This is a genomic window from Pseudomonas sp. BRG-100 (genome assembly GCF_000737955.1).
GTDB lineage: Bacteria > Pseudomonadota > Gammaproteobacteria > Pseudomonadales > Pseudomonadaceae > Aquipseudomonas > Aquipseudomonas synxantha_A.
This window is the reverse complement of sequence record NZ_JPRX01000001.1, coordinates 5,034,817-5,047,837: the sequence shown is the minus strand read 5'-3', so window position 1 is coordinate 5,047,837 and position 13,021 is coordinate 5,034,817. Positions and strand designations below refer to the sequence as shown.

Below are 13,021 nucleotides of genomic sequence, written 5' to 3'. Positions count from 1 at the left end.
GCTTGATCGCCCATAAAAAAGATAATCGGAGAATCACCGTCATGGCTTTGGATTTATTCGTCGTACTCATCTACGCCGCCGGTATGCTCGTGCTTGGCTACTACGGTATGCGCCGCGCCAAAACCCACGAAGACTATCTGGTGGCGGGCCGTAACCTCGGCCCATCGCTGTACATGGGCACCATGGCCGCCACGGTATTGGGCGGCGCCTCCACCGTCGGCACCGTGCGCTTGGGTTATGTGCACGGCATTTCAGGTTTCTGGCTGTGCGCCGCGCTGGGCGCCGGGATCATTGCGCTGAACCTGTTCCTGGCCAAGCCGCTGCTGAAGCTGAAAATCTTCACCGTGACCCAGGTCCTGGAAAAACGCTACAACCCCATGGCGCGCCAGGCCAGCGCGGTGATCATGCTGGCCTATGCACTGATGATCGGCGTGACCTCGATCCTGGCCATCGGCACCGTATTGCAAGTGCTGTTCGACTTGCCCTTCTGGATGTCGGTGCTGGTAGGCGGCGGTGTGGTGGTGGTGTATTCAACCATCGGTGGCATGTGGTCGCTGACCCTGACCGATATCGTGCAATTTGTGATCAAGACCGTCGGCCTGATGTTCATCCTGCTGCCGATCTGCCTGTACCGCGTCGGCGGCTGGGATGAACTGGTGGCCAAGCTGCCGGCGTCGAACTTCAGCTTTACCGCGATCGGTTGGGACACGATCATCACTTACTTCATGATCTACTTCTTCGGCATCCTGATCGGCCAGGATATCTGGCAGCGAGTATTCACCGCCCGTGATGAAAAGGTCGCCCAGTACGCGGGCACTTTCGCCGGTTTCTACTGCATTCTCTACGGCCTGGCCTGCGCCCTGATTGGCATGGCGGCTCACGTGCTGATCCCGGACCTGGATAACGTCAACAATGCCTTTGCCGCCATCGTCAAAGCCTCGTTACCGGACGGTATTCGTGGCCTGGTGATTGCGGCTGCCCTGGCGGCGATGATGTCCACCGCCAGCGCCGGCCTGCTCGCTGCGTCCACCGTGTTGACCGAAGACCTGCTGCCACGGCTGCGCGGTGGCAAGCAATCGAGCCTGGGCATCAACCGCGTGTTCACCCTGATGACCGGTGTTGCCGTATTGGGCATCGCACTGGTGGTGAATGACGTGATCAGCGCGCTGACCCTGGCCTATAACCTGTTGGTGGGCGGTATGTTGGTACCTCTGATTGGCGCGATATTCTGGAAGCGAGCCACCACCTCGGGCGCGATCACGTCCATGGCGCTGGGTTTCGTAACCGCGCTGGTGTTTATGTTCAAGGATGGGTTGGATGCAAACACACCGATTTACTGCAGCCTGGCGGTAGCCCTGGTGAGTTTTGTGCTGGTGAGTGTGTTGTCGCGCAAACCGGATACCGTGGCGGCTCGAGCGGCTTGAGCGATTAGGATAATTTCTTCAGCGGGTGCGACGTCGGTGTTCGCACCCGTTTTTTGCGCTGCACAAAATAATTGTGGGAGCGGGCTTGCTCGCGAAGGCGGTGTGTCATTCAACCATTTACTGGCTGATGCACCGTATTCGCGAGCAAGTCCGCTCCCACATTTCCCATATTGTTTGGGCCTGATACTCAGCGGCGACGGGGCCGGCGCTGCTCATCGTCCGTGCGGATCGGCACCGGTTGCAGCGGGGGCTCGATCAAGCCCAGCGCAACGCCAAGATCGTGGAGCCAGTTTTGGATTTTCTCTTTCATGGTTGCCCCCTTTGAGGGTAGTGCTGGTCGGCGTGAGTTTTGTCGCCGTTTCCTACAGAGATAGTAGCCCTAAGTCCTAGGTAATGCTTGAACGAAACCACAACTAACTATTACTGGATTGATCCAAATCCTGACGGATCGCTCAAGCGATGGCGCGCGTATCTGCCAGGCTTGCCGGGCTGCCTTCGTGCTGCAGGTCGATCCATGCATTGAGGTTAGCGCCGAGCATACCCTTTCGCCACATCAGCCAGGTGGTCGCAGTGGCAAAAGGCCCGGTCAGCGGATGAACGGACACGCTGTCCTTGCCTGGCAGGCTGTCGAGCATCGATTGCGACATCAACGCCACCCCCGAACCGGCGATCACACACGCGAGCATCCCTTGATAGGACTCGATCTCGATAGCCCGCCCCATGGCCACATGCTCGTGGGAAAACCAGGTTTCCAGGCGCGTGCGATAGGCGCAGCTGCGTCGGAACGTGAACACAGATCGCCCGGCAACGTCCTGGGGACCGCGCACCGGTGGGTGATCGGCTTCGCAAATCAATACCAGGCGCTCTTCGCACAACGGTACGCCATCCAGGGTCGCGATGGTCAGCGGACCGTCCACAAACGCTGCGTCCAGCCGTCCGGTAATCAAACCTTCCAGCAGCTCCCCGCTGGGCGCCGACTGCACTTGCAGGTTCACCATGGGGTAAGTCCTGTGATAGCGCGCCAGCAGCTTGGGCAAATGCACCGCGGCGGTGCTGTACATGCTGCCCAGCACAAAATCACCAGCCGGTTGCCCGCCTTGTACGGCGCTGTGAGCTTCGTCATGCAGCGCCAGCAGCCGAGTGCTGTAGTCCAGCAGCACTTTACCCGCAGGAGAAAGCTGCAACCGCTGGCGCTCACGCACAAACAGCTCGACTCCCAGTTGCTCCTCCATCTGCTTGAGGCGGGTCGACAAGTTCGATGGCACGCGGTGCAAACGTTCAGCGGCGCGGGTGATGGAGCCCTCTTCCGCCACGGCCTGGAAAATCCGCAATTGACTGAACTCCATACCTTTCTCCAAAACTGAACAAGTTACTCACTATTATTCAATTTTACAGAAAGTCAATCCGCCTTAGCCTACAAGTCATTCGCTTTCCTGTAGGAAACCTAAGCATGTCACCGCAGATTCGTTTACTCGCCAGCTTTATCGCCCTGATGATGGCCATGGGCATTGGCCGCTTCGCCCTGACCCCGCAAATGCCGCATTTACTCAGCGAAGGTCAGGTCGACCTGGCGGATGCCGGGCTGATCGCGGCCGCCAATTACTTGGGCTACTTTGTGGGCGCGGTGGATTCGATCTTTGCTCGCAGCCATCATCATGTACGCGGCCGCCTTTATGGCGGGTTGTGGCTCTGCGTCCTGCTGACGCTGGCGTCGTACTGGGCCCATGGGTTCTGGCCGCACTTGCTGTTGCGCTTCGGAACCGGCGTGGCCAGCGCCTGGGCTCTGGTGATGATTACCAGCCTGAGCCAGCCGCTGGCGATCGCCGCCGGCCGGCCGCGTCTGGGTGCGCTGGTATTTGCCGGGCCGGGACTTGGGATTGCGCTGACGGGGCTGCTGGCGCTGGGCTCGAACTTGCTGGGGCAAGGCTCCGCCATTCTGTGGCTGGTCTACGGCATCGTTGCCCTGGTGATGCTGCTGGCGATCCTGCCCTTTTTACCCAAGCCAACCCTCACGGCGCCTGCTGAAACCCGTGCAAGCAACAACGGCAGCATCGCGCATCTGTGCTGGATCTATTTCCTGTTCGGCCTGGGCTACATCATCCCCGCGACCTTTCTGTCGCAGATGGCCAACGCACAGTTCAACGGAGCCTGGCAGGCCGATCTGTTCTGGCCCTGCTTCGGCGTGGCTGCCGCTGTAGGTGTGGTGGTGGCAAGTCTGCGCCGCAAGAGCCCGGACACCACGCGCCGATGGCTGATCGTGACCTTGTGGCTGCAAGCGGCCGGGGTCTTCGCCTGCCTGCTCGGTAACGGTTGGGGCCTTGCGCTGGGCGTGTTGTTGTGCGGCGCGCCCTTCCTGGCCTGCATGCAACTGGTAATGGCGCGCCTGCGCGAGGTTGCACCCAACGGCTACCAACGCAGCACAGGGCTACTGACCGCCAGCTTTGCCATCGGCCAACTGAGCGGTCCGCTACTGGCCTCGATGAGCAGTCACCTCAGTGGTGGTCTGCACCCGGCGTTGATCGTCGCCGGTGCCGGGTTGTTGGTGGCAGGCTCGGTCTTGATCAACCGCCAACTACCGATGCACACGCCGTGCACACAGGTGGCCGACGGTGCAGCACAGGGCGGTTAAACAGGTGCCCCACGCCATGTCCATCACCGCGAGCCCGGCGGACCAGCCCTGAAGCGTGGCCCAATTGCTCAAATCATAAGTGCCATAGGCCACCAGGCCCAGCAGTGCGCCCAACCGCGCAGCACGTTGCCAACTGGCACTGGGCAAGACCACGAACACCACACAACCGAGGACATACAGCAGATAGAACAACACCGCAGGCAACAGGCGCGGCTGATCAAGCATCAGCGGGCCGAGCAGGGATTTGTAGGTGGGGCCCATGAGCACGCCGAGCCAGAGGCCGTCGAGGACCAGGAAGGCGAGCAAGGTGCCGAGGTAGGCGAAGAGCGGTCTCTTGGACATGACACGAGCCTTTGTAGGAGCGAGCTTGCTCGCGAAAAACGTACATCCGACGCCACACTGCGCGTGGAATATTTTCGCGAGCAAGCTCGCTCCTACAAAGAGCCAGGCGCGATCAGCTTAGTTCAATGCGGTCGGCGTGAATCACGATCTGGCCTTGCTTGTAGAGCGCACCAATGGCCTTTTTAAAGTTGCCTTTGCTGACGCCGAACAAGTTGCTGATCACCGCCGGATCGCTTTTGTCGCTGACCGGCAGGGTGCCGTTGTTGTCACGCAACTTGGCGAGGATCTTGGAGTTGAGGCTGGAGGCCGCTTCCTGGCCGACCGGTTGCAGGCTCAGGCTGATGTTGCCATCGGCGCGAATCTCCTTGATGAAGCCTTTTTCTTCCTTGCCCGGGCGCAGGAACTTGAACACTTCGTTCTTGTGGATCAGGCCCCAGTGCTTGTTGTTGATGATTGCCTTGAAACCCATGTCCGTGGCTTCAGCCACCAACAGATCGACTTCCTGGCCCACCTGGTAGTTGGCTGGCGTCTTGTCCAGGTAACGGTCAAGACGTGCGGTGGCGGTGATGCGCTTGGTGTGCTTGTCGAGGTAGACGTGCACCACGCAATATTCACCCGCCGTCAGCTGGCGCTTTTCTTCCGAATACGGCAGCAGCAGATCCTTTGGCAGGCCCCAGTCGAGGAACACCCCGATACTGTTGACTTCCACAACTTTCAAACTGGCAAATTCGCCGACTTGAACTTTGGGTTTTTCAGTGGTGGCGATAAGTTTGTCATCGCTGTCCAAGTAAATGAAAACATTGAGCCAGTCTTCATCTTCACTGGGAATATCTTTAGGGATATACCGATTAGGCAAGAGGATTTCCCCATCTTGCGCACCATCGAGGTACAAACCAAAGTTAGTGTGCTTGACCACTTGCAAGCTGTTGTAGCGCCCGACTAAAGCCATTTCCAATACCCTCATTGCGTGGGCGGCATTCTACCCGAGTTGGGCCCTGCACGCGCGCGCGCCTGAAAAATCGCGGGCTGGCATGGCGTTCTATTGGCATCGCCCCGCTCGTCTGATCAATCGGTTGAATTTTTCCGGGCCGCCAACCTCGCACACGCCCATGGTTTCGAGCTAAAACAGTAAGTTAGCGGCTTATTTCATCATTAAACCTGGGCTCTTTCCCAGCCTGGCCTATATTCTCAGGGGATATTTGCCAAGCAATTGTCAAGTATTTCCTGTACGATGCCTGGCCAAGTTAATTCTCTACAGGTTAGTGGCCGCCATGCGTGTAAAAGCATCCAACAGCAAAGCAAAGCCAGCTCCCGCCGTTGAAACCAGCGAATCGATCAACAGCCAGATTGCTGCTTTCCTCAAGTCCGGCGGCGAAATCCAGCAAATTGCCAAGGGCGTGAGCGGCCAGACTTTCGGCCCGTCCAAGCAGATCAGCCTGGGCAAGAAGTAATCGTCCTACCTGCGCACTGCATCTGGTCCCTAAGCGTCTTGCCTTCAAGGCGCTAGGACTAGAGTTGGAAACACCCTCGTACACCCTTCAATACCAAGCTAATCGACGAACGGGCCTCAATGCCTGGCATTCGCCGGTATCCTTGCACACGTCTAGCACGGGCATCTGCTCGAACCCATCCGTTCCTGCTCCTCGCTTTTCATGGAGTGAAGCATGCTTAAACGCTGTATTTTCCTGGTCAGCATTCTGATCGCCAGCCCTTTGGCCGAAGCGCAGATTTTTCAGCGTGAACTGGGCGACTTCGACCTGAAATTGGGCACTACCCCCAGCCGTAGCATGGCCCAGGGCCTGGTCAAGCCCACCTCCCCTGGCAGTGACTCGTTCCACGGAGGCCTGGACCTTACCCACGACAGCGGCCTGTATTTCGGCCAGTTTTCACCGAATATGGGCCTGTCGTCGGCCAACAATCTCGAAGTTGACTCCTACCTGGGTTTCAAACGCCCTTTCGACCAGACCCTGGGCTATGAAGTGGGCTTGATTCACTACAGCTACCCCAAGGTCAGCCCCCTCGACAGCCAGGAGTTCTACGGCGGCCTGAACCTGTTGGGCAACCGCTTCGGCGTGTCCTTCAGCAACGACCCCGACCGTCAGGACAGCACCCTGTTCGCCGACCTCGGCGGCACCCAGCCGTTCGGTATCGGCGTCAGCATGAAATACACCACCCACCAATTGGGCACACCGGTGTCGGTGGAAAACGGCGCCATCAGCAGTTTCAGCGACTGGTCGGTGCAATTCTCCCGGGCCTGGAAAGGCATCGACCTGGATCTGATCTACAGCGACTCCAGCCTCAGCGGCGGTGACTGCTCGGCCTACTCCGGACACAACTCGCAATGCGACGGCCTGTTGACCTTGAAGGCCGTCCGGCCGTTTTATTGATGGGCTGAACTGTCGCACCCCGCGCAGGTTCACATGCATTAATCCCATCCGTGCAAGGACTCGCCCATGTTGCGCCGGCTCAAACTCCTGGTGGTACTGCTGACCCTGAGCCTGGTGCTCGCCGGCTGCAATCGCGTGGGCCTGGCCTACCGTAATCTCGACGTGATCATCCCCTGGACCCTCAACGACTACCTGGACATGAATGCCGGGCAGAAGAGCTGGTTCAACGACACCCTCAAGGAACACCTGGCCTGGCATTGCACCACGCAATTACCGGGCTACCTGGACTGGCTGGACCACCTGCAGCAGATGGTCGACAGCCAGCAAATCACTGACGCCGCGCTGCAAACCCGAACCGTGGAAGCCAAGCAGGCGATTGCCGAGATCGCGCGGGAGATCACCCCGTCCGCCGTGCAGTTGCTGCAGGGTCTGGATGATCAACAGGTCAAGGACATGAGCGACGCCCTGGCCAAAGACCTGCGCAAACGCCAGGATGAATACCTCAAACCGCCGCTGGCCCAGCAGATCAAGGAACGCGCCCAGCGCATGAGCAAGCGCCTGGATGCCTGGATCGGCCCGCTGAGCGCCAGCCAGCAAAACCGCGTAACGGCGTGGTCCAACGCTTTGGGCGAACAGAACCAGGCGTGGATCGGCAACCGCGCCCATTGGCAGGCGCAGTTTATCGAGGCCGTCGAGCACCGCCACGACGCCGACTTCCCGCAGAAAATGCAACGTCTGCTGGTGGACAGGGAGAGCCTATGGACGCCTGAATACCGCGCTGCCTATACCCAGACCGAAGCGGCGGCGCGCAGTCTGATCGTGGACCTGATGGCTGAGAGCACCGAGCAACAGCGTCAGAAGCTGAGGCAAAAAATCGACGGCGTACGAGGCGATTTCAAAGCGCTTAAATGCCTCAAGGCCGGCGCAAATCAATAGGGAGGGGAGCAGGGCTCCCACCCACATTGGATTCAGGGGTTAGATAGAGCCACCGGCAATCGCAGCTTTGGAAGAGACTTGATCGAAGGTCGCCTCCTCCAGCGCGTCCTCCTGCTCGTTCATCACTTGACGGGGGTGCTCATGGCCAGGAATCGAACTGTCGATCAACGCCAACAGGCTTGCACCGCGCGCGGTCAAGATGAAGTTTTCACCATTGCCGCCTTCCTCTTCGGGGCGCGACTCAATAAACCCGCGCTTGAACAACAACGCCTCGTAGTCCGCAGCGGTTTTTTTCAGCGCGTCCAGGTTCCCGGTGTCCTCGCCAGCCGTAGCCTTATCAGCGGCTTCCTGCTCGGCGTATTTACGCGGGGCGAAGCTGCCCTCGCCGTTCTGCACTTCGTGTAGCAGACGTTCGATCAGATCCCAGTTGTAAGTCGTCATCCTGATTCCTCCTGCAGGCCGATGAAAAATTAGCCCGTCATAGGTAGTGACACGTGGGGGCACTGGCCGTTCACCCGGATAGACGGGCGTCATTTCTCTGAACTTTCCAGACGTTCGCCGCCTCAACTGCCTATACCGCCAAGGAGGTCCGACCATGAAAACCCTGATGAACCTGGCGATTGCCGCCACACTGTTGAGCGCCCTGCCCGCCTGGGCTTGCACGCCTGAAGAGGCCACGGCCAAACGCGAAGAACTGGCCAAGCAAGTGACCCAGCTAACGGAACAGAATCCGCAGAAGGCCAAGGAGATGAATGCCCAATTGCAGAAAATGGACCTGGACACCGAAAGCGCCGAGTTTCCCGATAAATGCCAACTGATCGACGCCCGGCTCAAAGAACTGAAAGAAGCCGCCTCCAAAGCCAAAAACTGATGGCGAAAAAAAACCGGACATTGTCCGGTTTTTTTCTGCCTGGCTGCTTATTCGGCAGCCGGTGCTTCTGGCTTGCGGCGCTTGAGCGGCGCCATGCCATCCTTGCTGACGAGCGACAGGTTGTCGGTCTTCGGCCGGTTGGCGATCTTGCGCTTGGTCGGCGATTTGGCGCCGGTTTTCTTTTTGTCGCCCTTGGCGTCAGTCTTTTTCTTCTTCACGCCAACGGCCTTGCCCGACGCCTTGACCTTCTTCGGCCCGGTGTAAGTGCCTTTGACTTCCTTGATGGTACGGCGCTCGAACGACTGCTTGAGGTAGCGTTCAATGCTCGACATCAGGTTCCAGTCGCCGTGGCAGATCAGCGAGATGGCCAGGCCATCGTTGCCGGCACGCCCGGTACGGCCGATACGGTGCACGTATTCGTCGCCGCTGCGGGGCATGTCGAAGTTGATCACCAGATCCAGGCCATCAACGTCCAGGCCACGCGCAGCGACGTCGGTGGCTACCAGGATCTTCACGCCGCCAGCCTTGAGGCGGTCGATGGCCAGCTTGCGGTCCTTCTGGTCTTTCTCGCCGTGCAGCACGAACGCCTTGTATTCCTGCGCGACCAGACGCCCGTAGATACGGTCGGCGGCGGCACGGGTGTTGGTGAACACGATGGCCTTCTGGTAGGTCTCGTTGGCCAGCAACCAGTTGAGGATCTGTTCTTTGTGCACGTTATGGTCAGCGGTCACGATCTGCTGACGCGTGGTGGCGTTCAGGTCACTGACGTTGTTGACCTGCAAGTGCTCAGGGTTGTTCAGCACCTTGGCAACCATGTCGCGCAGGGTTGAACCGCCGGTGGTGGCGGAGAACAACATGGTCTGCTGGCGATTGACGCATTCAGCAACCAGGCGCTGCACGTCATCGGCAAAGCCCATGTCGAGCATACGGTCGGCTTCGTCGAGCACCAGTACTTCGACTTCCTTGAGGTCGAGGTTGCCGGCGTTGAGTTGCTCGATCATGCGCCCCGGGGTACCGATCAGGATGTCCGGCACCTTGCGCAGCATGGCAGCCTGGACCTTGAAGTCTTCGCCGCCGGTAATGATGCCGGACTTGATGAAGGTGAACTGCGAGAAGCGCTCGACTTCCTTGAGGGTCTGCTGGGCCAGCTCACGGGTCGGCAGCAGGATCAGGGTCTTGATGCTGACGCGGACCTTGGCCGGGCCAATCAGACGATTCAGAACCGGCAAGACGAAAGCGGCGGTCTTGCCGCTGCCGGTTTGAGCCGTCACCCGCAGGTCACGCCCTTGGAGCGCGAGCGGGATGGCCGCTGCTTGCACAGGCGTAGGCTCGACAAATTTAAGCTCGGCCACGGCTTTGAGCAGGCGTTCGTGCAGGGCGAATTGGGAAAACACGGGTGCTACCTCGAAGAAATACAAAATATCAGCGCCATAGGTTACCGGTTTCGGGCGGCCAAACCGAGTTTCTTTACGCGAACAGGGCTAATCAGCTGCTTTTTTGTGAGCGATTTTGTCCAGAGCGTCAACTTTGTTGCACTTAAATGCTCTAATCGCCCCGTGTTGTCTTACAGAAGAATCGGTTCACTCATGGATATCAAACAGCTCTGGCTCAACGTCCAAGACCTTTGGGGCGCCCTCGATGAACACCCGGTCCTGCATTCCAGCCTCGGCTTGCTGGTGCTGCTGGTGGTGGCATTGCTGGTTGGACGGGTAGCGCGTTACCTCATCCTGCACGCGGTCAAATTGCTTGGCCGGCAACCGGCCCTGCACTGGCTGAACGATCTGCGACATAAAAAAGTCTTCCATCGGCTGGCGCAAATGACGCCGTCCCTGGTGATCCAGTTCGGCCTGTACCTGGTACCTGACCTGAGCAAGACCGCCATTCTGTTTATCGGCAATGTGGCCCTGGCGATCACCATTCTGTTTATGGTGCTGGCCATGAGTGCCCTGCTCAATGCGCTGCTGGATATCTACGCACGCACCGAACACGCACGCACCCGCTCGATCAAGGGTTATGTGCAGTTGGCAAAAATGGTGTTGTTCGTGTTTGGCGCAATCATCATCGTCGCCACCCTGATCGACCGTTCGCCGCTACTGCTGCTGTCGGGCCTGGGTGCGATGTCGGCGGTGATTCTGTTGGTGTACAAGGACACGCTGCTGTCGTTCGTCGCCAGCGTGCAATTGACCAGCAACGACATGCTGCGGGTCGGCGACTGGATCGAAATGCCCCAGGTCGGCGCCGACGGCGATGTGGTGGACATCACCCTGCATACGGTCAAGGTGCAGAATTTCGACAAAACCATCGTTTCCATCCCGACCTGGCGCCTGATGTCCGAGTCGTTCAAGAACTGGCGCGGTATGCAGGCCTCCGGCGGGCGGCGCATCAAGCGCAGCCTGTATATCGATGCCAGCGGCGTGCGCTTTTTGCGCGATGACGAAGAAGTGCGCATGACCCAGGTGCACCTGCTCACCGGCTACATCGGTCGCAAACAGGCCGAACTCAAGGCCTGGAACGAGGCCCAGGGCCACAGCGCGCAACTGTCGGCCAACCGCCGGCGCATGACCAACCTCGGCACGTTCCGCGCCTATGCCCTGGCGTATCTGCAAAGCCACCCGGACATCCAGCCGAACATGACCTGCATGGTGCGCCAGATGCAAACCACCGCCCAAGGCGTGCCGCTGGAGATCTACTGCTTTACCCGCACCACCGCGTGGGCGGATTACGAGCGGATCCAGGGGGATATTTTCGATTATCTACTGGCAGTGTTGCCGGAGTTCGGGCTGAGCCTGTATCAGCAGCCAAGCGGTAATGACCTGCGCGCCGGCGTACTGCCGGCGTTGGCCGGGGCCGCGCAACTACCCGCCATCGAAACGGCGTGAAGTGATCCGAACGGGATTACGGCAGTGATGCCGTAATCTCCCGGCGGCAAACCTCAAGCACTTCATCAGCCAAAGCGGAATCATCCGGGCACGCCCGCGATAACAAGATTGCGCCAATGGCATGGGCCATCCTGTTGAGCATTTTCGCGCGCACGTCTTGCTGTGGCTCGTCCTGCGTCGTGTTGTACTTTGCCTCCAGGGCTTGCAGCGTGTTTTCCAGCCCGTTGGCGAAAGTCTCCTTAAGCGTGTCCGATTGACGCGCAGCGTCTGCACACAACGCCGCCAACGTGCACCCGCCGCCGCGATGATCGCGGTGCTGCCTGGACAGGTAAACCTCGAAAAACTCCCCCGCCTCCATCTCCACGCTGCTGGCGAGCGACTGCGCCAGGCCATTGGCGGCCGCTTCTGCCATCAAATCCGCCTTGGAGCCGAAGTGCTTGTAGAAGCCGCCCTGGGTAAAACCAGCGGCAGCCATCAATTCGGCCACACCCACCCCATCGAAACCACGTTCACGAAACAGCGCGGAAGCCGTCGCGACGATATGCGCTCGATTGTTCTGTGATTGCGTCTTGGTGATCTTCATTTCTATGCGCTCCTGCTGCCCTGCGATAGAGGGATCTTACTATGATGTCGATCATAATCAAAACCGTTGACAGCTTTGATTATGATCGACATCATAAAACCTCCCTGCACTCACTGAGCATCACACCATGAGCACTTCCAAGACCGTTCTCATCACTGGCGCCTCGACCGGCATTGGTGCCGCCTACGCCGAACGTTTTGCCCAGCGTGGTCACGACCTGGTTCTGGTCGCCCGCGATACCAAGCGCCTGGAAGCGCTCCCTGCACGTCTGCGTGAAGAGCACGCCATCACGGTTGATATCCTCCCCGCTGACCTGACCCAGATCGCTGACCTGGCAGCGGTCGAAGCACGTCTGCGCGAAGATTCCAGCATCGGCACGCTGGTCAACAACGCCGGCGCCGCACAGTCCGGCAGCTTCATCGAACAGTCCACCGACAGTGTCGCTCAGTTGGTCGCGCTCAACACCACCGCGCTGGTACGGCTTGCCAGCGCCATTGCCCCACGCCTGGCGGCAGCCGGCAACGGCGCTATCATCAACATTGGCTCGGTGGTGGGCCTGGCGCCGGAGTTCGGCATGACCGTATATGGCGCGACCAAGGCATTCGTACTGTTCCTGTCCCAGGGCATGAGCCTGGAGTTGGGCGCCAAAGGTGTCTATGTGCAAGCCGTGCTACCGGCCGCTACGCGTACCGAGATCTGGGACCGGGCGGGCATTGACATCAACACTCTCACAGATGTGATGGAGGTAGGTGACCTGGTCGATGCGGCGCTGGTCGGTTTCGACCGTCGTGAGCCCGTGACCATCCCGCCCTTGCAGGACGGCGCACGCTGGGATGCCTTGCAGGCAGCCCGACAAGGCTTGCTGTCGCAGATCAAGCAGTCCGACGTTGCCGAGCGGTACCTGACCCAAGCCTGATCAACCGGTTGCAGGCGCGCTCTATGCGCCTGCCCTTCCTCTCGAAGCGATGAG

General features: G+C 59.3%; 15 protein-coding genes. 8 read left to right on the top strand and 7 right to left on the bottom strand.

All coding sequences use genetic code 11. The annotated features are described in order from the left end of the window. Positions 1-41 precede the first annotated feature (41 nt). On the top strand, positions 42-1,424 hold the full coding sequence (locus JH25_RS05040; RefSeq protein ID WP_032880003.1) for a sodium:solute symporter: 1,383 nt from the start codon (positions 42-44) through the stop codon (positions 1,422-1,424). A 187-nt stretch (positions 1,425-1,611) separates the two neighbouring features. Here the strand turns inward: JH25_RS05040 and JH25_RS29220 are convergent, their stop codons facing one another. Together JH25_RS29220 and ptrR are read right to left on the bottom strand one after the other, a co-directional pair. After that, complete coding sequence (locus JH25_RS29220; RefSeq protein ID WP_003193089.1) at positions 1,612-1,734, bottom strand: PA1414 family protein; 123 nt, start codon at positions 1,732-1,734, stop codon at positions 1,612-1,614. A gap of 142 nt (positions 1,735-1,876) precedes the next feature. Beyond that, the gene (gene ptrR / locus JH25_RS05045; protein ID WP_032880001.1) at positions 1,877-2,770 is read right to left on the bottom strand and encodes a putrescine utilization regulator PtrR; all 894 of its coding nucleotides are present in this window, start codon (positions 2,768-2,770) and stop codon (positions 1,877-1,879) included. A 104-nt stretch (positions 2,771-2,874) separates the two neighbouring features. Between ptrR and JH25_RS05050 the strand changes: the two genes are divergently transcribed. Then, complete coding sequence (locus JH25_RS05050; RefSeq protein WP_032879999.1) at positions 2,875-4,053, top strand: MFS transporter; 1,179 nt, start codon at positions 2,875-2,877, stop codon at positions 4,051-4,053. Here the strand turns inward: JH25_RS05050 and JH25_RS05055 are convergent. Together JH25_RS05055 and JH25_RS05060 are read right to left on the bottom strand one after the other, a co-directional pair. After that, positions 3,997-4,395 carry a DUF2177 family protein gene (locus JH25_RS05055; protein WP_032879998.1) on the bottom strand — a complete coding sequence of 133 codons (399 nt, stop codon included), beginning with the start codon at positions 4,393-4,395 and terminating at the stop codon, positions 3,997-3,999. The two genes, JH25_RS05050 and JH25_RS05055, sit on opposite strands and share 57 nt — an antisense overlap. A gap of 112 nt (positions 4,396-4,507) precedes the next feature. Then, positions 4,508-5,344, bottom strand: coding sequence for a CvfB family protein (locus JH25_RS05060; RefSeq protein ID WP_019820451.1), 837 nt, complete (start codon positions 5,342-5,344; stop codon positions 4,508-4,510). 322 nt (positions 5,345-5,666) lie between these two features. On the opposite strand from JH25_RS05060, the gene JH25_RS05065 reads away from it, so the two are divergent. The 3 genes from JH25_RS05065 to JH25_RS05075 all read left to right on the top strand — a co-directional run bounded on the left by JH25_RS05065 (position 5,667) and on the right by JH25_RS05075 (position 7,718). Beyond that, positions 5,667-5,846, top strand: coding sequence for a hypothetical protein (locus JH25_RS05065; RefSeq protein ID WP_003193095.1), 180 nt, complete (start codon positions 5,667-5,669; stop codon positions 5,844-5,846). Positions 5,847-6,059: 213 nt separating this feature from the next. Then, positions 6,060-6,782 (top strand): TorF family putative porin, encoded by a 723-nt coding sequence (locus JH25_RS05070; RefSeq protein ID WP_005790212.1) that lies wholly within the window; start codon positions 6,060-6,062, stop codon positions 6,780-6,782. Positions 6,783-6,848: 66 nt separating this feature from the next. Then, positions 6,849-7,718 (top strand): DUF6279 family lipoprotein, encoded by an 870-nt coding sequence (locus JH25_RS05075; RefSeq protein WP_032879996.1) that lies wholly within the window; start codon positions 6,849-6,851, stop codon positions 7,716-7,718. Positions 7,719-7,757: 39 nt separating this feature from the next. Here the strand turns inward: JH25_RS05075 and JH25_RS05080 are convergent, their stop codons facing one another. Continuing rightward, positions 7,758-8,159, bottom strand: a complete 402-nt coding sequence (locus JH25_RS05080; protein WP_032879995.1) for a hypothetical protein — start codon at positions 8,157-8,159, stop codon at positions 7,758-7,760. 154 nt (positions 8,160-8,313) lie between these two features. Between JH25_RS05080 and JH25_RS05085 the strand changes: the two genes are divergently transcribed. Beyond that, positions 8,314-8,589, top strand: coding sequence for a hypothetical protein (locus JH25_RS05085; RefSeq protein WP_032879994.1), 276 nt, complete (start codon positions 8,314-8,316; stop codon positions 8,587-8,589). A 47-nt stretch (positions 8,590-8,636) separates the two neighbouring features. Here JH25_RS05085 and JH25_RS05090 read toward each other — a convergent pair whose 3' ends face one another. Next, positions 8,637-9,983, bottom strand: coding sequence for a DEAD/DEAH box helicase (locus JH25_RS05090; protein WP_005790219.1), 1,347 nt, complete (start codon positions 9,981-9,983; stop codon positions 8,637-8,639). Between the two features lie 192 nt (positions 9,984-10,175). Between JH25_RS05090 and JH25_RS05095 the strand changes: the two genes are divergently transcribed. After that, positions 10,176-11,468, top strand: coding sequence for a mechanosensitive ion channel family protein (locus tag JH25_RS05095; RefSeq protein ID WP_032879992.1), 1,293 nt, complete (start codon positions 10,176-10,178; stop codon positions 11,466-11,468). 16 nt (positions 11,469-11,484) lie between these two features. Here the strand turns inward: JH25_RS05095 and JH25_RS05100 are convergent, their stop codons facing one another. Beyond that, the gene (locus JH25_RS05100) at positions 11,485-12,051 is read right to left on the bottom strand and encodes a TetR/AcrR family transcriptional regulator (protein ID WP_032879991.1); all 567 of its coding nucleotides are present in this window, start codon (positions 12,049-12,051) and stop codon (positions 11,485-11,487) included. Between the two features lie 127 nt (positions 12,052-12,178). Here JH25_RS05100 and JH25_RS05105 point away from each other — a divergent pair, with 127 nt between their 5' ends. Continuing rightward, a complete protein-coding gene (locus JH25_RS05105; RefSeq protein ID WP_032879990.1) occupies positions 12,179-12,967 on the top strand; it encodes an SDR family NAD(P)-dependent oxidoreductase in 789 nt (262 codons plus the stop codon). The last annotated feature ends 54 nt before the right edge of the window (positions 12,968-13,021 follow it).